We start from the raw sequence: 19,455 nt of genomic DNA, 5'->3' as shown, positions 1-19,455 counted from the left end.
CCGTCCATCGCCCGGTCTTCACAATGCCCACCAACGCCGCCTTCGCGGCCTCGAGAGTGAAGCCACGACGTGACGTTCCGCCTGCTGCCAGCGACCCGCCGGAGTCGCCTGATGCTGATCGCCCTGCTCGCCCTGATCGTCGCCGCGACCGCCTGGTGGCTGCTGCGCAAGCCCGCCGCCCCGGCGGTGGCAACCTCGCCGGTCAGCCGCGGTGACATTGAACAAACGGTGGATGCCACCGGCGTGATCGACGCCTACAAGCTGGTCAGCGTCGGCGCGCAGGCCTCGGGCCAGATCAAATCGCTGAAGGTACAGCTGGGCGACACCGTGAAGGAAGGCGACCTGATCGCCGAGATCGATGCCACCACCCAGCAGAACCAGGTGCTCAACGCGCAGGCCTCGCTGGACCAGGTCACTGCCCAGCGCGCGGTGCAGCAAGCCACCCTGCGCCAGGCCGAACTGGAGTTCGCGCGCCAGCAGCAGATGCTGGCCGCCGAGGCCACCTCGCGCCAGGAATACGATGCCGCCGAAGCACAGCTGAAGACCGCCCGCGCCCAGCTGCAGTCCTACGAGGCGCAGATCAAGGGCCGCGAAACCGAGCTGGGCACCGCCCGCGCCAACCTGGCCTACACCCGCATCACCGCGCCGATGGACGGCACCGTGGTCGCGGTGGTGGCCGAGGAAGGCCGTACCGTGAACGCCAACCAGACCGCACCGACCATCGTCATGCTGGCGCGGCTGGACGTGGTCACCGTCAATGCCGAGATCTCCGAGGCCGACGTGGTCAAGATCAAGCCCGGCATGCCGGTGTACTTCACCACCCTGGGCGACCCGGACCGCAAGTACCACGCCACGCTGCGCCAGATCAATCCGGCGCCGGCCTCGATCGCCAACGAGAATTCGTCCAGCTCCAGCAGCTCCTCCAGCTCCAGCTCCAGCAGCGCGGTCTACTACAACGCGCTGTTTGATGTGGAAAACCCGGACGGCACGCTGCGCATCGACATGACCGCGCAGGTCTCGGTACTGCTCAAGCAGGCCAAGGGCGTGCTGATGGTGCCGGCGGTGGCACTGGGACCGAAGCGCCGTGGCGATGAGCGGATGGTGCGGGTGCTGGACGACGAGGGCCAACCGCAGCCGCGCAAGGTCACCGTGGGCATCAACAACGGCGCCTCGGCCGAGATCCTGTCCGGCTTGAAGGAAGGCGAGCGCGTGGTGGTCGGCGAAGCCGGTGCGGCCGGTGCCAGCGCCGGTGCCAGCGCCGGCGGCGGCAACCGCGGCGGCATGCAGATGCGGGTCGGCGGCCCGGGCATGGGGCGCCGATGAGCACGACGGCGCCGCTGCTGCGCCTGCGCGACCTGCGACGTGAATTCCCGGCCGGCGACGATGTGATCGCCGTACTGCGCGACGTGAACCTCGACATCCACGCCGGCGAGATGGTCGCCATCGTCGGCCAGTCCGGCTCGGGCAAGTCGACGCTGATGAACATCCTCGGCTGCCTTGACCGTCCCACTCGCGGCAGCTACCAAGTGGCCGGCCGCGAAACCGGAAAGATGGAGCCGGACGAACTGGCCGAACTGCGCCGCGAGCATTTTGGTTTCATCTTCCAGCGCTACCACCTGCTCGGCGACCTCGACGCGCGCGGCAATGTGGAAGTGCCGGCCGTTTACGCCGGCAGTCCCGGGCCGGTGCGCAACGCGCGTGCCGAGCAACTGCTGCGGCGGCTGGGGCTGGGCGACCGCATGCATCACAAGCCAGGCCAGCTTTCCGGTGGCCAGCAGCAGCGCGTGTCGATCGCACGCGCCCTGATGAACGGCGGCGAGGTGATCCTGGCCGACGAACCAACAGGCGCGCTCGATACGAAATCCGGTGAGGAAGTGATGGCGATCCTCGGCGAACTGCATGCCGAAGGCCACACCATCATCATCGTCACCCACGACATGAGCGTGGCCCAGCACGCGCAGCGCATCATCGAGATCCGCGATGGCGAGATCATTGCCGACCGCGCCAATCCGGATGCGCCGAGTTACCGCGCCCAGCGCGAAGCCAGTACCGGCGTCGCCCACGGCAACAGCTGGCGGGCGGCCCGCGACCGCTTCACCGAAGCGTTCCGCATGGCGCTGCTGGCGATGAACGCCCATCGCCTGCGCACCTTCCTGACCATGCTCGGCATCATCATCGGCATCGCCTCGGTGGTCTCGGTGGTGGCCCTGGGCAACGGCTCTCAGCAGCAGATCCTGCAGAACATCAGCGCGCTCGGCACCAATACCATCGACGTCTACCCCGGCCGCGGTTTTGGCGACATGCGCTCGGCGCGGGTGCAGACGCTCAAGGCCAGCGATGCCGATGCACTGGCAAAGCAGAGCTATGTGGACAGCGCCACCCCCAGCGTATCGACCTCGGTCACCGCGCGTTATCGCAACCAGTCTTCCACTGCGCAGGTCAGCGGCGTCGGCGAGCAGTTCTTCCGGGTCAAGGGCGTGACTCTGCTCAGTGGCAGCTTCTTCGATGCCGATGCAGTCAAGGGCCTGGGCCAGGTGGCGGTGATCGACGAGAACACCCAGACCCAGTTCTTCCCCGATGTCGACCCGGTCGGACAGGTGATCCTGCTCGGCAACGTGCCGGCACGCGTGGTCGGCGTGGCCAAGCGCCAGAGTTTCGGCTTCGGTGGCAGCACCAGCCTCAGCGTGTGGGTGCCCTACACCACGGTGATGTCGCGCATGCTCGGCCAGAGCCATGTCTCCAGCATCACCGTGCGCGTGGACGACAACACACCGATGGATGCCGCTCAGGAAGCGATCACCCGCCTGCTGACGATGCGCCACGGCACCGAGGATTTCTTCCTCAGCAACAGCGCGGAGATCCGCGACACCATCGAACAGACCACGCGCACGATGACCCTGCTGATCGGCGCCATCGCCGCCATCGCGCTGCTGGTCGGCGGCATCGGCGTGATGAACATCATGCTGGTGTCGGTGACCGAGCGCACCCGAGAGATCGGGGTGCGCATGGCCGTCGGTGCACGACAAAGTGATATCCGCCAGCAGTTCCTGATCGAAGCGGTGCTGGTGTGCCTGCTCGGTGGCGTGCTCGGCATCGGCCTGGCCCTGCTGCTGGGCTCGATGATCGGCCGCTTCGCCAGCGACTTCCAGGTGCTGTTCTCCACCGCCTCGATTGTTGCCGCCTTCGCCTGCTCGACCCTGATCGGCGTGGCGTTCGGCTTCCTGCCCGCGCGCAATGCCGCGCAGCTTGACCCGGTAGAGGCCCTGGCACGCGAATGAAGATGATGACCCGACTGCCGTTCCCTGCCCCCTCGCGCCGGCTGCTGGCGGGTGCCGTTCTGCTCGCCCTGTCTGGCTGCGCCTCTGTCGGCCGCTATCCGGTGGCCGATCCCGACGTGGCGGCCCAGTATGGGCGTGGCGATGCCACCCTCAACGCACCGGCCGGCGACCCGCGCAGCAGCCTGGACACACCGGGCCACGACGTCCGCCAGGACACCTGGTGGAGCGGCTTCGGCGACGAGCGCCTGGACCGCCTGGTGGCGCAGGCGCTGGCCGCCAACAGCGACCTGGCCGCCGCCGGCCTGGCCGTGCAGCGTTCACGCCTGCAGGCCGGCTTGGCTAGCAACGCGCTGTGGCCGCAGCCTTCGTCATCGGGCGTCAGCGCCAATGCCAGCCGCGCCACCGACCAGGCCGACGAATGGCGCCGCAGCTACTCCACCGGCGTATCGCTGGGCTGGGAGGTGGATCTGTGGGGACGCCTGCGCACCCAGCGCGACATCGCCCGCTGGGAAGCCGAAGCCAGCGAGGAAGACCGGCAGAATACCGCCCTGCTGGTGATCAGCGACACCATCACCCAGTACTGGAACCTGGCCTACCTGAACCAGTCGATCGCCACCGGCCAGGCCAACCTGGAGCGGCTGGAGCGCACCCGCGAACTGGTACAGGCCCGCTTCGACGCCGGTGCGGTATCGCGCCTGGAAGTGCGCCAGGCGCTGCAGAACCTGCAATCGCAGCGCGCCTCGCAGAGCGCGCTGGAACAGCAGCGGGTGGAGGTGCGCAACGCACTGACCGTGCTGCTGGACGGCACGCCCTGGCCCCAGCAGGACGAACCGCAGGACCTGCTGGGCGCACACAGCCCGCGCATTGTCGAGGGGCTGCCGGCCGATCTGCTCGGCCGCCGCCCCGACCTGCGTGCGGCAGAACTCCGCCTGCGCAACAGCCTGAAGACCATCAGGGTCACCGCCACCCAGTACTACCCGGCGCTGAGCCTGACCGGCAGCCTCGGTTCCAGTGCGGCCTCGCTGGGCGATGTACTGCGCAATCCGGTGGCCACGCTGGGTGCCGGCCTTTCGCTGCCATTCCTCAACCTGCAGCGCGCGCAGCTGGATACCGATATCGCCGGCACCAGCTATCAGATCGCCGCGACCAATTTCCGCAAGACGCTGTACACCGCGCTTTCGGAAGTGGACAACGCCCTGTCCGCGCGCGAGCAGCTGGCGCGCCAGGTCGCTGCCTCGCAGGCTTCGTACGAGGAAGCGGTGGAAGTGGAGCGCGCGCAGGAAGTGCGTTATCGCGTGGGTGCTACCGATCTGCGCACCTGGCTGGAAGCGCAGCAGACCCGGCGCGATGCCGAGCTGTCGCTGGCGCGCGTGCGCCAGGGCCAGCTGAACAACGACGTGACCCTGTTCAAGGCACTGGGTGGCAGCGCGGGGTAGCGGCTTCTTAGAGCCGAGCCCATGCTCGGCTGCTTTCCTGATCGGGTATGCGATAGCCGAGCGTGGGCTCGGCTCAACAGATCAACCGCGCTGGCGCACGGCCTCGAACAGGCTGACGCCGGCCGCGACGGAAACATTCAGACTCTCGATCTCGCCCGGCATCGGGATCTTGACCAGGCCATCGCAGTTCTCGCGGGTCAGGCGGCGCAGGCCATCGGCCTCGCCGCCCAGCACCAGCGCTATGTTGCCCTTCAGGTCCAGCTGGTACAGCGACGCGGTGGCCTCACCGGCCAGACCGTAGATCCACACGCCCTGCTTCTGCAGGTCCTTCAGGCAGCGCGACAGGTTGGTTACCGCCACCACCGGGATGAGGTCGGCGGCACCGGCCGAGGTCTTGCGCACGGTCGCGTTGACCGTGGCCGACTTGTCCTTGGGGATGATCACTGCAGTCGCACCGGCCGCAGCGGCCGAGCGCAGGCAGGCGCCCAGGTTGTGCGGGTCCTGCACCTCGTCCAGCACCAGCAGCAGCGCCCTGCCCTCGGCCGCAGTGACCAGGCCTTCCAGCTCGTTCTCGCTGTAGGTGCGGGCGGCGGCATAGCGCGCGGCCACGCCCTGGTGGCGCACCGAGCCGCCCACACCGTCCAGCGCCTGGCTGTTCACCTTGCGCACGTCGATGCCCTTGCGGCGGGCGTTTTCCTCGATCTCGGTCAGGCGCGGGTTCTTCGCTCCGGCCTCGACCAGCACTTCGCGGACGTTCTCGGCGTCGTTCTCGATGGAGGAGGCGACGGCGTTGACGCCGACGATCCACTGGCTGTTCTTGCTCATGCGGGCGGGGACCGGAAAGGGGGTGGCTATGGTAGAGCATCGGCGGCGGCCGCGCTTCAAGGCCGCCGAGCATGGGCTCGGCTCTACACAAACCTCACCGGCTGCGCGGTGGCCAGTGCGGCGTGTCGTGGTCGGGGTGCTGGTGGGACACGATCGTGGCCAGGAAGTCCAGGGCCGCGATGTCCTGCTCGGTACGCCGTACCGGCAGGCTGGCCAGGCTGTCGACGAAGGGCAGCTTGCGTTCGACCCCGTACTGGATCGTCGGTGGCAGGCGTTCGGGTTCGTCGAACGCGCCGGCAGCCACCGCCACGCCATCGGGCGCTTCGTAGGTCAATGGCGTGCCGCAGTCGGCGCAGAAGCCACGCCGCACCACGTTGGACGACTGGAAATAGCGCGGCTGGCCACGGGTCCAGCTGAACTGCACGCCGCGCACCGACACCAAGGGCGCGTAGAAGGCACCAAAGGCCTTCTGGCACATCCGGCAATGGCAGATCGAGCTGTCGGTCAGCGCGCCACGCACGTGGAAGCGGATCGCGCCGCACTGGCAACCGCCGCTGTATTCGGGTTGGCCTTGCATTGCTGCTTTCCTCCGGAAGATCGTGTCGACCAAGGTCGACACCTACCTGACGAGCGGTGCGTGCCAACCAACGGTTGGCACCTACCGGGTGAGGTGGGTGCCGACCGTTGGTCGGCACGCCTTTCAATATTGCTTCTTGGTCCGCTTGGCCGGCTTGCCCCGCTCAGGCAGCGGCGGTAGGCCATCGCCCTCGTCCTCACCCTTGTGTTCCACCAGGCGGAAGTCGATCTTGCGTTCTTCCATGCTGGCCTTCAGCACCAGGATGCGCACGCGGTCACCCAGCCGGTAGCTGCCGCCGCGGCGCTCGCCGGTCAACGTCTTGCGGGTCGCGTCGAACTTGTAATAGTCCTGCGGCAGCTGGGTCACGTGGACCAGACCCTGCACCTTCGACTCGTCCAGTTCCACGAACAGGCCGAAGCTGGTCACGCCGCTGATCACGCCGTCGAACTGGCCGCCCACGTGCTTTTCCATCCACGCCGCGCGGTAACGCTCGTCGACCTCGCGCTCGGCCTCGTCGGCACGGCGCTCACGCTCGGAACACTGCAGCGCCAGCGCGGCCATCTCGCGGGCGTTGTAGGTGAACTTGTCCAGCGGCTTGCCGGACAGCGCATGCTTGATCGCGCGGTGCACCAGCAGGTCGGGATAGCGACGGATCGGCGAGGTGAAGTGCGCGTAGGCCTCCAGCGCCAGGCCGAAGTGGCCGTGGTTCTCCGGGCTGTAGATCGCCAGGCTCTGGCTGCGCAGCAACACCGACTCCAGCAGCGTCGCATCGGGGCGGTCGCGGATCTTCTTCAGCAGCTTGGTGTAGTCACCCGGGCGCACCTTCGACCACGGCGGCAGGCTCAGCTTGAACTCCTTGAGGAATTCCAGCAGGTCGGCGTACTTGGTTTCCGGCGGCTTCTCGTGGATGCGGTACGGGGCCGGCACATGGCGCGACAGCAGGTACTTCGCCGCCTCCACATTGGCCGCGATCATGCATTCCTCGATCAGCTTGTGCGCGTCGTTGCGCACCAGCATGCCGGCCTGGGTCACTTCACCACGGTTGTCCAGCACGAAGCGTACCTCGCTGCTTTCGAACTCGATGGCACCGCGCTTGGCACGTGCCTTGGACAGCACCTTGTACAGCTGGTGCAGGCGCTGCACCTGCGGCAGCAGGTCACCCATCCAGGCCTTGGTATCGGCATCGTCCTCGCCCACCGCCTTCCACACCTGGGTGTAGGTCAGGCGCGCGTGCGAATTCATCACGGCCTCGTAGAAGCGCGAATGCGTGACCAGGCCGTCACGATCGATCTGCATGTCGCAGACGAAGCACATGCGGTCGACCTTGGGCATCAGCGAGCAGATGCCGTTGGACAACGTCTCCGGCAGCATCGGCACCACGAAGCCCGGGAAGTACACCGAGGTGGCACGCTTCTGCGCTTCTTCGTCCAGCGGTGTGCCGGGGCGGACGTAGTTCGAAACATCGGCAATGGCCACCACCAGGCGGAAGCCATCGGCATTCGGCTCGCAGTGCACCGCGTCGTCGAAGTCCTTGGCATCCTCGCCATCGATGGTAACCAGCGGCGTGCTGCGCAGATCGACACGATCGCCGATCATTGTCGGCTCGACCACCAGCGGCACCGAGGCGGCTTCGTCCAGCACCTCCTGCGGAAACTCGAACGGCAGTTCATGGCCGTGGATGGCGGTCTCCACCACCAGCGATGCGGTCAGCTTGTCGCCCAGCACGGCGATGATGCGGCCGATCGGCGGGCGGCGGCTGTCCGGGGCCTGGGTCAGTTCGCAGACCACCAGCTGGCCATCACGCGCGCCCCCGGTCTGGTCCGGCGGTACCTGCACGTTGCGCTGCACGCGCTTGTCGTCAGGTACCACGTAATTGATCCCCATCTCGACGCTGAAGCGGCCGATCAGGCGGGTCATGCCGCGTTCGAGCACGCGCGCAATGCTGCCTTCGCGACGGCCACGGTGGTCGATGCCGGTCACGCGGGCCAGCACCTTGTCGCCGTGCATGACCTTGCGCATTTCATACGGCGGCAGGAACAGGTCGTCGCCGCCCTCGACCGGGCGCAGGAAGCCGAACCCCTCCGGGTTGGCGATCACCACGCCGGTGACCAGGTTCAGGGTCTGGATCGGGGCGAAGCCGCCGCGGCGGTTCTGCACCAGTTGGCCATCACGGACCATGGCACCAAGCCGGCGCGACAGCGCCTCGGCCCGATCCGGTGCGGTCAGGCCCAGGCGTGCCCCCAGTTCCTCGGCGGTCTGCGGCCCTTCGCAACGCTCCAGCAGGGCCAGGATGGCCTCGCGGCTGGCGATGGGCTGTTCGTATTTCTCTGCTTCGCGGGCGGCATAGGGATCGTCGATCACCTTGCCGGTCGGCGGCAGCTTGCGGCCCGGGGCCGGGCCGGGTGCTGCCGCATCAGCGGTGCGGACCTTGCGGCCGCGTGGCGGCGCACCGCCTTCATTCAATTCGGGGAACCAGCCCGGCAACGGCTTGCCCGGCTTGGTGGTGCGGGCTGCGCCCGCCTTCGGGCCCTTCTTCGGGCCTTGGCTGCGGGACTTGCTCCCGCCCTTGCTTGGTTTTTTGGTAGTCATCGCCCTACATGGTAGCCGTTGACGGCGTGCAGAACGGGTCAGCGCCCGCCTTGGAGGCGTTGGATGAAATAATTTCAGGAAGTCGTTGACAGCTCCCGGATTCATCTTCACAATTGCGCCTCTGGAACGCCCAGGTGGCGGAATTGGTAGACGCACTAGTTTCAGGTACTAGCGGGTAAAACCGTGGAGGTTCGAGTCCTCTCCTGGGCACCAACGAAAAAACTCCTCGCTTCGGCGGGGATTTTTTTTGCCTGCGATCCGGTAGCGGGGTCGGATCCCTTTCCGAAGGAAAGGGCTCTGACCCCAAGCGAGTGAGATGGGGTCGTAGCCCATCTCGCAGGCGAAACCGGATCCACCCCCCAGGCCCACAAAAATTGTTGACACCCCCGTAACAACACCCCATAATCTCGCTCCTCGACGCCCAGGTGGCGGAATTGGTAGACGCACTAGTTTCAGGTACTAGCGGGTAAAACCGTGGAGGTTCGAGTCCTCTCCTGGGCACCACGTCGAGAATGAGAAAGACCCGCGAAAGCGGGTTTTTTCATGCCCGGGATTTGGCATCAGAACAACGGCCGCAGCACCAGCTCCAGGCCGAGCAGCAGCAGGAAACCCAGAAAGCAGGCGCGGAACAGCCGCGCACTGATGCGCTGCCGGATCACCTGCCCCAGCCACATGCCCAGCAGTGCCGGCACCACCGCCAGTGCACTCAAGCCCAGCTGCTGGATGCCGAACGCACCGTGCAGCACCAGGCCCGTGGTCAGTGCAATCGTCGATACGGTGAACGCCAGCCCGAGCGCCTGCACCAGTTCTTCGCGCTGCAACCCCAGTGATTGCAGGTACGGCACCGCCGGCATCACGAACACGCCGGTGGCGCCGGTCACTACGCCGGACAGCGCGCCCACCAGCGGCCCCAGCCAGCGCTCGCGCCGCTGCGGCACGCGGAACACCGGCGCAAGCAACGCATAGGCGGCATAGACCATCAGGGCCACGCCCAGCGCAACGCGCGACCCGCTGCGATCGACCCGTACCAGCCACGCTGCCGAACCTAGGGTCACCACCACCACGGCCAGCATCATCGGCCACAGGCGCCGCACGATGTGGCCCAGTGACGGCCCGGACAGCAGCTGCCACGCATTGGTGACGAAGGTCGGGATGAACAGCATCGACGCCGCCGCCACCGGCGACAGCGCGCCACCGAGCAGGCCCATCGCCACCGTCGGCAGCCCCATGCCCGTCACGCCCTTGACCACGCCGGCCAGCACGAACACCACCACCAGCAGCCCATAGAAGTACATCGATTCATTCATGCCTTCATTGGATCGGGCCGTCGCCCGGCGCACAATGCGGTCTTCCCGGCCCTGCCTTCGGCTGATCCGAAGGCTCAGCCGTTGCGACGAGGGCATCACATGCGGATGGACATCGCCGACCTGCGCCTGTTCCTGGCAATCGCCGAGGCGGGCAGCATCACTGCCGGCGCAACGCAGGCGAACCTGGCCCTGGGTTCGGCCAGCGAGCGGCTGCGCACGATCGAAGCCGATGCCGGCACCCCGCTGCTGAACCGGCATCCACGTGGCGTCAGCCTGACTGAAGCCGGCGCCGCCCTCGCCCACCATGCACGCCTGATCCTGCAACAGCAGGCGCAGCTGCGCGGCGAACTGCAGGCATTCGCGCAGGGGGCGCGCGGCACCCTGCATCTGTATGCCAACACCGCAGCACTGACCAGCTACCTGCCCTCGCGGCTCGCACCGTGGTTGGCCGAACGCCCCCGCCTGCACGTCGAACTGCTGGAACGCACCAGCCCCGAAGTCGTGCGTGCAATCAGCGCTGGCCAGGCCGAGGCCGGCATCATCAGTGATGCGGTCGACGCCACCGGCCTGCAGCAGCATGTGGTGGCCGAAGATCCGCTGGTGATGCTGCTGCCTGCCGATCACCGGTTTGCATCACTGCGCAGCGTGACCTTCGCCGATGCCGCCGGCGAGACCTTCGTTGCCCTCGCCGATGGCAATGCGCTTCAGTTCTACATCGAAGACCAGGCCCGCGACATCGGGCGCCGCCTGGATGTGCGCATCCGCATGAAGACCTTCGAGGGCGTCTGCATCATGGTCGGCCACGGCATCGGTGTCGGCATCGTGCCGCGGAGCATCGCGCGCCAGCATCGACGCAGTACGCATACCGTTGCGGTGCCGCTTGCCGATGCGTGGGCACAACGCCGCCTGTGCGCCTGTTTCGCCGGGTGGGCGCAGCTGTCACCGGCGATGCGCAGCCTGCTGCACCACCTGGGCGTGCAAGCGCAGAAAAAAGTGTGAAATGTTGTTGACACACTCTCTGCCGTGCCGCACAATTCTTCTCCTGAGTCGCCCAGGTGGCGGAATTGGTAGACGCACTAGTTTCAGGTACTAGCGGGTAAAACCGTGGAGGTTCGAGTCCTCTCCTGGGCACCACGACTCAAGATGATCAAACCCGCGAAAGCGGGTTTTTTCGTTTCTGGGATTCGGGAACCCACACGACCCCGGGATCCATCCACGCATGGCGTGGATCTACCAAAAGAAAAACCCCGCCTTGCGGCGGGGTTTTCTGCGTTTCAACGCCAATGGTCGATCAATGCCCACCGCCCGCGGACGCCGCACCCGCGCCTGCGCCGAACGGCGGCTTGGCCAGCCACAGGAAGGTGATGATCGCCAGGAAGATCCAACCCAGCAGGAAGAAGATGTCGTTGAAACCCATCTGCGATGCCTGGTGGTTGATCATGTTGTTCAGTACCGCTGCGCCGTGCTGCAGGTCGCCCTGCCCCATCGCCGCCACTTGGTCCTGCATGCCCGGCTGATAGGCCGAGATATGCTCGGTCAGGTCGGCATGGTGCACCTGGGTACGCCGCGCCCACAGCCACGTCGTCAGCGAGGCCGCGAAGCTGCCGCCCAGCGTGCGCAGGAACGTCGCCAGGCCAGAGCCCGCCGCGATCTCGCGCCCATCCAGGTCCGACAGCAGGATCTGCAGCACCGGCATGAAGAACAGCGCCACGCCAATGCCCATGATCAGCTGCACGCCGGCCACGTGCATGTAGTCCACCTGCAGGTTGAAGTTCGAGCGCAGGAAGCTGGTCATCGACAGCACGATGAAGGCCACGGTGGCCAGCATCCGCATGTCGAAGCGCGACGCATACTTGCCCACGAACGGCGTCATGATCACCGGCAGGATGCCGATCGGTGCGGTCGCCAGGCCTGCCCAGATCGCGGTGTAGCCCATGTCACGCTGCAGCCACTGCGGAATCAGCAGCGCCACGCTGAAGAACGCCGCGTAGGCCACCACCATCGCCAACGTGCCGGCACGGAAGTTGCGGTGCCGGAACAGCTTCAGGTCGACGATCGGATCCTTGTCGGTCAGCTCCCAGATCAGGAACACCGTCAGCGTCACCACCGCCACGCAGGCCAGCACCACGATCTTCATCGACGAGAACCAGTCCTCGTCGTTGCCCAGGTCGAGCACCAGCTGCAGCGCGCCGACACCAATCACCAGCGTGATCAGGCCGACGTAGTCCATCTTCGGCTTCTCGATCTGCTCCGGGCGTCCCTTCAGCTGGCTGCCCACCACCAGCGCGGCGAAGATGCCCAGTGGCACGTTGATCAGGAAGATCCATTCCCAGCTGTAGTTGTCGGTGATCCAGCCACCGAGGATCGGGCCGCAGATCGGCGCCACCACCGTGATCATCGCCAGCAGTGCCAATGCCTGCCCGCGCTTCTCACGTGGATAGATCGAGACCAGCAGCGACTGCGTGATCGGGTACATCGGGCCGGCCACGAAGCCCTGCAGCGCACGCGACACCACCAGCATGCCCATGCTCTGCGCAAGGCCGCACAGCAGCGAGGTGATGACGAAGGCCAGGGTCGCCCAGAAGAACAGTTTGCGTTCGCCGAAGCGGCGGCTGAGCCAGCCGGTCAGCGGCAGCGCGATGGCCGTGCTGACCGCGAACGAAGTGATGACCCAGGTCGCCTGCTGCGAACTGGCACCAAGGTTACCGGCGATGGTCGGCAGCGAGACGTTGGCGATGGTGGTGTCGAGCACCTGCATGAACGACGCCATCGCCAGGCCTACGGTGCACAGGGCGACGCTGGGCGGCAGGAACCCGGAGGCCGCAGCCGGCGCCGCCGGTGCGCCCGGAGCGCCGGGCGCGGCTGGAGCTTGTGCGGACATGGCGACCTCAGCCCACCTTCGCCTGCTGCTGCGGCAGGTTGCCCTGGATGATCGTGTGGATCACCTCGTCGGCATCATGCAGCTGCTTGGCATACACGTCGGTGTCGAACACCGTGCCCTTGGCCGGGGTGCTCGGCAGCACTTCGCCCTTCTGGTCGCGCAGGCTCACTTCGGCCTTCATCGACAGGCCGATGCGCAGCGGGTGCTCGGCCAGCTGCTTGGCATCGATGGCGATGCGCACCGGTACGCGCTGCACGATCTTGATCCAGTTGCCGCTGGCGTTCTGTGCCGGCAGCAGCGAGAACGCCGAGCCGGTGCCCAGGCCCAGGCTCTGGATGCGCCCCTTGTACTTCACGTCGCCGGCGTACAGGTCCGACTTCAGCTCCACTTCCTGGCCCAGGCGCATGTGGCGCAGCTGGGTTTCCTTGAAGTTGGCCTCGACCCACATCTGCTCGGTCGGCACCACGGCCATCAGGGCATTGCCCGGCTGCACGCGCTGGCCGACCTGCACCGAACGACGGGCGACGTAGCCGGAGACCGGTGCAACGATGCCGGCGCGGGCGTTGTTGAGGAAGGCCTGGCGCAGCTGCGCAGCGGCGGCCTGCACATCCGGCTGGGTGGCGATCACGGTGTCGTCGACCAGCGCGCGGTTGCGCTCGACGGTCTCGCGCGAACCGGCCACGGCCGCTTCGGCCGCGGCCAGCTCGTCGCGGGCGTGGGCCAGTTCTTCGTTGGAGATGGCGCCGGTGGCGGCCAGGTCCTTGCGGCGGGCGTAGTCTTCGCGCACGCGCTTCAGGGTCACCTGGCGGGCGTTCAGGTCCGCCTGCGCGCCTTCTACGCTGCGGTACAGGCCGCGGGTCTGGCGCACGGTCTTGGCCAGGTTGGCTTCGGCCTGCTGCAGCGCCACTGCGGTGTCGGACGGGTCCAGCTGCACCAGCAGCTGGCCGCGCTCCACGCGCATGCCGTCATCGGCATTGATGGCGACCACGGTGCCGGCCACCAGCGGGGTGATCTGCACCTGGTTGCCCTGCACGTAGGCATCGTCGGTCTCTTCGAACCAACGGCCGAACATGAAGTACCACAGCGCCAAAGCGGCAAGCAGCAGCACGACGATCACGAACAGGCCGCGCAGCAGGTGGCCGCGGCGGTTGGGGGCGGCCGGGGCCGCGGTGTCTTGGGTCTGGCTCATGTCGGAGATCTTCAGGAATGCGAGGAATCGGAATGGGAGGCGATCGGTGCGCGGTCGGCGTCAGTGGGCTGGAAACCACCGCCCAGCGCCTTGCTCAGGCGCACCGAGGACTGCACCTGCTGCGACTGCAGGCCGGCCAGCTGCTGCTGCGACTGCAGCAGGGTGGACTGCGCGGTCAGCACGTCCAGGTAGCTGCCGATGCCGGCGCGGTAGCGCTGCTGGGCCAGGTCGAAGGCAGCGCGTGCGGTGTCCACCGCCTGCTGCTGCGACTGCGCCTGCTGTGCCAGCGAGCGCACCGCGTTGACCTGGTCGGCCACATCACGCAGCGCATCGAGCACGGTCTGGTTGTAGTTGGCCACCGCCAGGTCGTACTGCGCATCGGTATTGGCCAGGTTGGCGCGCAGCTTCCCGCCCTCGAAGATCGGCAGGCTCAGCGCGGGGCCGATATAGGCAAAGGTGGAGCTGCTCTTCAGCAGGTCGCCCACGTTCGGGGCGACCACGCCGGCCAGCGCGGTCAGGTTGAAGCTCGGGTAGAACTTGGTCTTGGCAACCTTGATCTGCTTGTCGGCCGCTTCAACGCGCCAGCGTGCGGCGACGATGTCGGGGCGGCGGCCAAGCAGCTCGCTGGGCAGCACGCCCGGCAGCTGCAGTGCCACCGGATTCAGCGGCCGCGGGCGCTGGATCGACAGGCCACGGTCCGGGCCCTTGCCGACCAGCGCGGCCAGCGCGGTGCGGGCGGCGTCGATACGCTGCTGGGCGGCCTGCACCTGCTGCTGCGCGGCCGGCACACGGGCCTCGGCCTGGCGCACCTGCAGATCACTGTCGATGCCGGCGCTGCGGCGCTGGCGGGTCAGTTCAAGTGACTTCTGCGAACGGGTCAGCTCTTCCTCGGCCACGTCGTTGAGCTGCCACGCGTAGGCCAGGTCGGCATAGGCCTGGGTGATGCCAGTGGACAGGTTCAGGCGTGCAGCCTGCGCTTCAACGGTGGCGGCGTGCGCACCGTCCACGGCGGCTTCCCAGGCGGCGCGCTTGCCGCCCCACAGGTCCACGCCGTAGCTGAAGTCGAAGGCGACCTGGCTGCTGCCGCCGTAACGGCCACCCATCTCGCTGCCGACCATCGATTCGGGCAGGCGCAGGCCGGTGTAGCCACCGGACACCGACAGGCTCGGCAGTTCGTCGGCACGTGCGGTGCCGACCTGGGCCTGGGCCTGGCGCAGGCGGGCATCGGCGGCGTCGAGGCTCGGGTGGCCGGCCAGGCCCTCTGCGACCAGCGCGTCCAGCTGCGCATCACCCAGTGCCTTCCACCAGTCCTGCGCCGGGAAGCCAGTGGCGCTCAGGTCGGTGTCGGCCAGGGTGCGTTCGCTGTGCAGGCTGTCCACGTCAAGCACGTGGCCCTGCGGGTTGAGGCCACGACTGCTGGCACAGGCGGCCAGGGCCAGGGCCAGCGCTGACACCAGCAGCGCGCGCCCGGACCGGCGGAAAGTGGAATGCGGGATCGGGTTCATGGGGTCGTCAGTGAATCGCGGATTCGGGTAAGGAGGGACAGCAGCAGCGTGCGCTCGTCGGCGGAAAGATCACGCAGGGCGTAATCCATCACCGCGTCGCCACGCAGCTTCAAGCGCGCCCACAGCGCGCGGCCTTCGTCGGTCAGCACGATCTGCAATGCCCGCCGGTCCTGCGCATGCGGTTCGCGGCGGACGCAGCCCAGCGCTTCGAGCTTGTCCAGCAGCCGGGTCACCGCGCTGGGCACCTGATCGATGGCCTGGGCCAGTTCGTTGGCGGTGCACGGCGCCATGTTCGAAAGCACCTTCAACCCGATGTAGTGGGTGAAGCCGATGCCCAGATCTTCTTCAGCCATGGAAGCGTCGAGTTGGCGGACCAGGCCGTCGCGCACCTGGCGCAGCAGCAGGCCGAAGCTGGGGGGAGTGGTTGCAGGACAGATCATGGGGGAGCATTCTCTTCCAAAAAAAATATTTCTCAATGGAAATATTCGATCTGACATCGAATGCTGTGTTGCAGCAGTGGGCTGGATCGGTGAAGGCGCCTACCTTAATGACCCGGTCAGGTGGCCCGGTAGTACAATCCAGCCAATGGATGACACATTTCAGCCAGCAGACATGATGAACAAGGCAGAAATCCCTACTCCCAAACGCCTGCTCAGGGACGAAGCGCTGGACTGGTTCGAGCGCAACGACGGTCCCCCGGTGGTCGGTTTCCGCTTCGACAGCCCGCAAGGGCTGGTCCGTGAAGTGGATTGGCATCATCACCAGCGCGCGCAGCTGATCTGCGTCGAGCGCGGCCTGCTGACCACCCGTACCTCGCACGGCACCTGGTCGCTGGCGCCGGGCTCGGCCGGCTGGATGCCGCCGCTGGAGCCGCACACGGTCACCCTCGACGGACCCCTGCGTGGCTGGGGCATGGCGCTGGCGGCTCCGGTCTGTGCCACCCTGCCCTCCGATCCCTGCGTGCTGGGCCTGTCCAAGCTGGCGCAGGCGCTCGCCGAGCGCATCTGTGACTGGCCACCGGGCTACGACACCACCTCCGAACGCCAGCACATCATCGAGGTGCTGGCGGACGAGATCCGCACAGCGCCACGCCAGCGCATGCACTTGCCGATGCCGCATGACCGGCGCCTGCTGAAGATCGCCTCGCAGCTGCTGGCCGACCCGTCCGACGAACGCAGCCTGGCGGAATGGGCGCACTGGGCCGGCCTGTCACCGCGCAGCCTGACCCGCCACTTCCGCGACGAGACCACGCTCAGCTTCGCTCAGTGGCGGCAGCAGGCCCGGCTCTCCGAAGCCCTGCGCCAGTTGACCGATGGCCGCAGCGTCGCCGACATCGCCCATGCACTGGGCTTCAGCAGCGCCAGCGCCTTCGTCACCGTGTTCCGCCGCCACTTCGGGCTGCCACCGGGGCGCTACCTGGCGCGGGCCGGCCACGGCCTGGAAACCGGGCTGGACCCTGCACGCGGCTTGGCATCCCCCGCCGCATCCGGATAATCACAGGATTGCGAGCGGCGACCGCCGTCGCCGCCTCCCGACATAGGTAACAACGCCGCATGACCGAACTTGCCCGCCCCGTGTTCCACGGATTCGAACAACTGCCGCTGCGCGAGTACGCCGAACGCGCCTACCTCGACTACTCGATGTACGTGGTCCTGGACCGTGCCCTGCCTTTCATCGGCGACGGCCTGAAGCCGGTGCAGCGCCGCATCATCTATTCGATGAGCGAGCTGGGCCTGAATGCCGCGTCCAAGCCGAAGAAGTCCGCGCGCACCGTCGGTGACGTCATCGGTAAGTACCACCCGCACGGCGACAGTGCATGCTACGAAGCACTCGTGCTGATGGCGCAGCCGTTCTCGTACCGCTACCCGCTGATCGAGGGCCAGGGCAACTTCGGCTCCAGTGACGACCCGAAGTCGTTCGCGGCGATGCGTTACACCGAATCCAAGCTGACCCCGATCGCCGAAGTGCTGCTGGGCGAACTGGGCCAGGGCACCACCGACTGGGCACCGAACTTCGACGGCACCCTGCAGGAGCCGACCTGGATGCCGGCGCGGCTGCCGCACCTGCTGCTCAACGGCACCACCGGCATCGCCGTGGGCATGGCCACCGACGTGCCGCCGCACAATCTCAACGAGATCGTCAGCGCGCTGCTGCACCTGCTGGACAATCCCGACGCCAGCGTGCGCGACCTGTGCGAACACGTGCAGGGCCCGGACTACCCGTCCAGCGCCGAGATCATCACTGCGGCCAATGACCTGCGCAACATCTACGAGACTGGCAACGGCAGCGTGCGTGCACGCGCGACCTTCACCAAGGAAGCCAGCAACATCGTGATCACGGCGCTGCCGTTCCAGGTGTCGCCGTCGAAGGTGATCGAGCAGATCGCCGCACAGATGCGCGCCAAGAAGCTGCCGTGGCTGGAAGACATCCGCGATGAATCCGACCACGCCAACCCGGTGCGCGTGGTGCTGGTGCCGCGTTCGAACCGCGTCGACGCCGACCAACTGATGGGCCACCTGTTCGCCACCACGGACCTGGAGCGCAGCTACCGCGTCAACCTCAACGTGATCGGGCTGGACGGCCGTCCTCAGGTGAAGAACCTGAAGATGCTGCTCAGCGAATGGCTGACCTTCCGCAGCAACACCGTCACCCGCCGCCTGCAGCACCGCCTGCAGAAGGTCGAGCGCCGCCTGCACCTGCTGGAAGGCCTGCTGGTCGCCTTCCTCAACCTGGACGAGGTGATCCACATCATCCGTACCGAGGACGAACCGAAGGCGGCGCTGATCGCGCGCTTCGGCCTGTCCGAGGAACAGGCCGAGTACATCCTGGAAACCAAGCTGAAGCAGCTGGCCCGCCTGGAAGAGATGAAGATCCGCGGCGAGCAGGACGAGCTGGCCAAGGAACGCGAGAAGATCCTCGGCATCCTCGACAGCAAGGCCAAGCTGAAGAAGCTGATCCGCGACGAACTGACTGCCGACGCCAGGAAGTTCGGCGACGCACGCCGTTCGCCGCTGGTGCAGCGTCAGGCGGCGCAGGCCATCGACGAGACCGAGCTGGTGCCGAGCGAGCCGATGACCGTGGTGCTGTCGGAGAAGGGCTGGATCCGTGCCGCCAAGGGCCACGACGTCGATGCATCTGCCCTGTCCTACCGTGAAGGCGACGGACTGCAGGGCGCGGTGCGCGCACGCAGCACCCAGCAGGTCGCGTTCCTCGACAGCGAGGGCCGCGCCTACTCGACGCCGGTGCACACCTTGCCCTCCGCGCGTGGCAATGGTGAACCGCTGACCGGCCGCTTCTCGCCGGCACCGGGCACCAGCTTCGTGACCCTGGCCAGCGCCGAGCCGGACACCCGCTTCGTGCTGGCCTCCAGCCACGGTTATGGCTTCGTCACCCGCTTCGAGAACCTGATCGGCCGCAACAAGGCCGGCAAGGCGATGCTGAACCTGTCGGCCGGTTCGTCGGTGCTGACCCCGTCGGCAGTGGCCAACGTCGCCACCGACCGCATCGTGGCAGTGACCAGCTCCGGCAACCTGCTGGCGATCGCCGCCAACGACCTGCCGGAACTGGACAAGGGTAAGGGCAACAAGATCATCGAGATCCCGAAGGCCAAGCTCGCCACCGAACGCGTGGTCGCCATCGTGGCGATCAGCCCGGGGCAGACCCTGCAGGTGCGCAGCGGTCAGCGCACGATGGGGCTGAAGTTCAACGAGCTCGACGCCTACCTCGGCGCCCGCGCCACCCGCGGCCACCTGCTGCCGCGCGGCTGGCAGAAGGTGGAAGGGTTGTCGGTGGAGTGAGGAGCACGGGGGTCGGATCCCTTTCCACCGGAAAGGGCTCTGACCCCGGACACGAAAAAGCCGGGGCATTC

At 67.1% G+C, this 19,455-nt stretch carries 14 protein-coding genes and 3 tRNA genes; 9 read left to right on the top strand and 8 right to left on the bottom strand.

Going from position 1 to position 19,455, the window contains the following annotated elements:
- Positions 1-69: 69 nt before the first annotated feature.
- Genes ROV93_RS01820 through ROV93_RS01810 form a run of 3 tightly spaced genes read left to right on the top strand, consistent with a single transcriptional unit; the run spans position 70 to position 4,714 of the window.
- The gene (locus ROV93_RS01820; protein ID WP_072166785.1) at positions 70-1,323 is read left to right on the top strand and encodes an efflux RND transporter periplasmic adaptor subunit; all 1,254 of its coding nucleotides are present in this window, start codon (positions 70-72) and stop codon (positions 1,321-1,323) included.
- Positions 1,320-3,278, top strand: coding sequence for a MacB family efflux pump subunit (locus ROV93_RS01815; protein WP_072166786.1), 1,959 nt, complete (start codon positions 1,320-1,322; stop codon positions 3,276-3,278). The genes ROV93_RS01820 and ROV93_RS01815 overlap by 4 nt, the downstream gene beginning before the upstream one ends.
- Entirely contained in the window at positions 3,275-4,714 is a 1,440-nt protein-coding gene (locus ROV93_RS01810) for a TolC family protein (protein WP_072166787.1), read from the top strand. Before ROV93_RS01815 ends, ROV93_RS01810 begins: the two co-directional genes overlap by 4 nt.
- A gap of 81 nt (positions 4,715-4,795) precedes the next feature.
- Here the strand turns inward: ROV93_RS01810 and rlmB are convergent, their stop codons facing one another.
- The 3 genes from rlmB to rnr all read right to left on the bottom strand — a co-directional run bounded on the left by rlmB (position 4,796) and on the right by rnr (position 8,705).
- Entirely contained in the window at positions 4,796-5,539 is a 744-nt protein-coding gene (gene rlmB / locus ROV93_RS01805) for a 23S rRNA (guanosine(2251)-2'-O)-methyltransferase RlmB (RefSeq protein ID WP_072166788.1), read from the bottom strand.
- Between the two features lie 94 nt (positions 5,540-5,633).
- Entirely contained in the window at positions 5,634-6,116 is a 483-nt protein-coding gene (locus ROV93_RS01800; protein ID WP_072166789.1) for a GFA family protein, read from the bottom strand.
- 123 nt (positions 6,117-6,239) lie between these two features.
- A complete protein-coding gene (gene rnr / locus ROV93_RS01795; RefSeq protein WP_072166790.1) occupies positions 6,240-8,705 on the bottom strand; it encodes a ribonuclease R in 2,466 nt (821 codons plus the stop codon).
- 128 nt (positions 8,706-8,833) lie between these two features.
- On the opposite strand from rnr, the gene ROV93_RS01790 reads away from it, so the two are divergent.
- Together ROV93_RS01790 and ROV93_RS01785 are read left to right on the top strand one after the other, a co-directional pair.
- Positions 8,834-8,918: transfer RNA gene (locus ROV93_RS01790), tRNA-Leu, on the top strand.
- Between the two features lie 206 nt (positions 8,919-9,124).
- A tRNA-Leu gene (locus tag ROV93_RS01785) sits at positions 9,125-9,209 on the top strand.
- A gap of 56 nt (positions 9,210-9,265) precedes the next feature.
- Here ROV93_RS01785 and ROV93_RS01780 read toward each other — a convergent pair.
- Entirely contained in the window at positions 9,266-10,012 is a 747-nt protein-coding gene (locus tag ROV93_RS01780) for a sulfite exporter TauE/SafE family protein (RefSeq protein WP_072166791.1), read from the bottom strand.
- A 99-nt stretch (positions 10,013-10,111) separates the two neighbouring features.
- Here ROV93_RS01780 and ROV93_RS01775 point away from each other — a divergent pair, with 99 nt between their 5' ends.
- Positions 10,112-11,011 (top strand): LysR family transcriptional regulator, encoded by a 900-nt coding sequence (locus ROV93_RS01775; protein WP_072166792.1) that lies wholly within the window; start codon positions 10,112-10,114, stop codon positions 11,009-11,011.
- 50 nt (positions 11,012-11,061) lie between these two features.
- Positions 11,062-11,146 (top strand) — tRNA-Leu (locus ROV93_RS01770).
- A 157-nt stretch (positions 11,147-11,303) separates the two neighbouring features.
- Here the strand turns inward: ROV93_RS01770 and emrB are convergent.
- The 4 genes from emrB to emrR are packed head-to-tail and all read right to left on the bottom strand — an operon-like array spanning position 11,304 to position 16,027.
- Positions 11,304-12,893 carry a multidrug efflux MFS transporter permease subunit EmrB gene (emrB, locus tag ROV93_RS01765; protein ID WP_312538490.1) on the bottom strand — a complete coding sequence of 530 codons (1,590 nt, stop codon included), beginning with the start codon at positions 12,891-12,893 and terminating at the stop codon, positions 11,304-11,306.
- A gap of 7 nt (positions 12,894-12,900) precedes the next feature.
- Entirely contained in the window at positions 12,901-14,082 is a 1,182-nt protein-coding gene (gene emrA, locus ROV93_RS01760; protein ID WP_061480663.1) for a multidrug efflux MFS transporter periplasmic adaptor subunit EmrA, read from the bottom strand.
- An 11-nt stretch (positions 14,083-14,093) separates the two neighbouring features.
- Positions 14,094-15,587: a multidrug efflux transporter outer membrane subunit EmrC gene (gene emrC / locus ROV93_RS01755; RefSeq protein ID WP_072166795.1), complete on the bottom strand. Its 1,494-nt coding sequence runs from the start codon at positions 15,585-15,587 to the stop codon at positions 14,094-14,096.
- Positions 15,584-16,027, bottom strand: coding sequence for a multidrug efflux system transcriptional regulator EmrR (emrR, locus tag ROV93_RS01750; RefSeq protein WP_005415875.1), 444 nt, complete (start codon positions 16,025-16,027; stop codon positions 15,584-15,586). The genes emrC and emrR overlap by 4 nt, the downstream gene beginning before the upstream one ends.
- A gap of 172 nt (positions 16,028-16,199) precedes the next feature.
- On the opposite strand from emrR, the gene ROV93_RS01745 reads away from it, so the two are divergent.
- Together ROV93_RS01745 and parC are read left to right on the top strand one after the other, a co-directional pair.
- A complete protein-coding gene (locus ROV93_RS01745) occupies positions 16,200-17,081 on the top strand; it encodes a helix-turn-helix transcriptional regulator (protein ID WP_180890278.1) in 882 nt (293 codons plus the stop codon).
- A 59-nt stretch (positions 17,082-17,140) separates the two neighbouring features.
- Positions 17,141-19,384, top strand: coding sequence for a DNA topoisomerase IV subunit A (parC, locus tag ROV93_RS01740; protein WP_072166797.1), 2,244 nt, complete (start codon positions 17,141-17,143; stop codon positions 19,382-19,384).
- Positions 19,385-19,455 lie beyond the last annotated feature (71 nt).

Origin of the sequence: Stenotrophomonas maltophilia group sp. msm4 (genome assembly GCF_032025605.1) — a bacterium.
GTDB classification, from domain to species: domain Bacteria; phylum Pseudomonadota; class Gammaproteobacteria; order Xanthomonadales; family Xanthomonadaceae; genus Stenotrophomonas; species Stenotrophomonas sepilia.
This window is presented reverse-complemented; position numbering and strand designations above follow the sequence as displayed.

Coding starts and splice junctions, on each gene's coding strand:
- emrB (WP_312538490.1), bottom strand. CDS start 12,893: ATGTCCGCACAAGCTCCAGCCGCGCCCGGCGCTCCGGGCGCACCGGCG.
- ROV93_RS01745 (WP_180890278.1), top strand. CDS start 16,200: ATGATGAACAAGGCAGAAATCCCTACTCCCAAACGCCTGCTCAGGGAC.
- ROV93_RS01800 (WP_072166789.1), bottom strand. CDS start 6,116: ATGCAAGGCCAACCCGAATACAGCGGCGGTTGCCAGTGCGGCGCGATC.
- rnr (WP_072166790.1), bottom strand. CDS start 8,705: ATGACTACCAAAAAACCAAGCAAGGGCGGGAGCAAGTCCCGCAGCCAA.
- emrC (WP_072166795.1), bottom strand. CDS start 15,587: ATGAACCCGATCCCGCATTCCACTTTCCGCCGGTCCGGGCGCGCGCTG.
- parC (WP_072166797.1), top strand. CDS start 17,141: ATGACCGAACTTGCCCGCCCCGTGTTCCACGGATTCGAACAACTGCCG.
- ROV93_RS01780 (WP_072166791.1), bottom strand. CDS start 10,012: ATGAATGAATCGATGTACTTCTATGGGCTGCTGGTGGTGGTGTTCGTG.
- ROV93_RS01815 (WP_072166786.1), top strand. CDS start 1,320: ATGAGCACGACGGCGCCGCTGCTGCGCCTGCGCGACCTGCGACGTGAA.
- emrR (WP_005415875.1), bottom strand. CDS start 16,027: ATGATCTGTCCTGCAACCACTCCCCCCAGCTTCGGCCTGCTGCTGCGC.
- ROV93_RS01775 (WP_072166792.1), top strand. CDS start 10,112: ATGCGGATGGACATCGCCGACCTGCGCCTGTTCCTGGCAATCGCCGAG.
- rlmB (WP_072166788.1), bottom strand. CDS start 5,539: ATGAGCAAGAACAGCCAGTGGATCGTCGGCGTCAACGCCGTCGCCTCC.
- ROV93_RS01810 (WP_072166787.1), top strand. CDS start 3,275: ATGAAGATGATGACCCGACTGCCGTTCCCTGCCCCCTCGCGCCGGCTG.
- emrA (WP_061480663.1), bottom strand. CDS start 14,082: ATGAGCCAGACCCAAGACACCGCGGCCCCGGCCGCCCCCAACCGCCGC.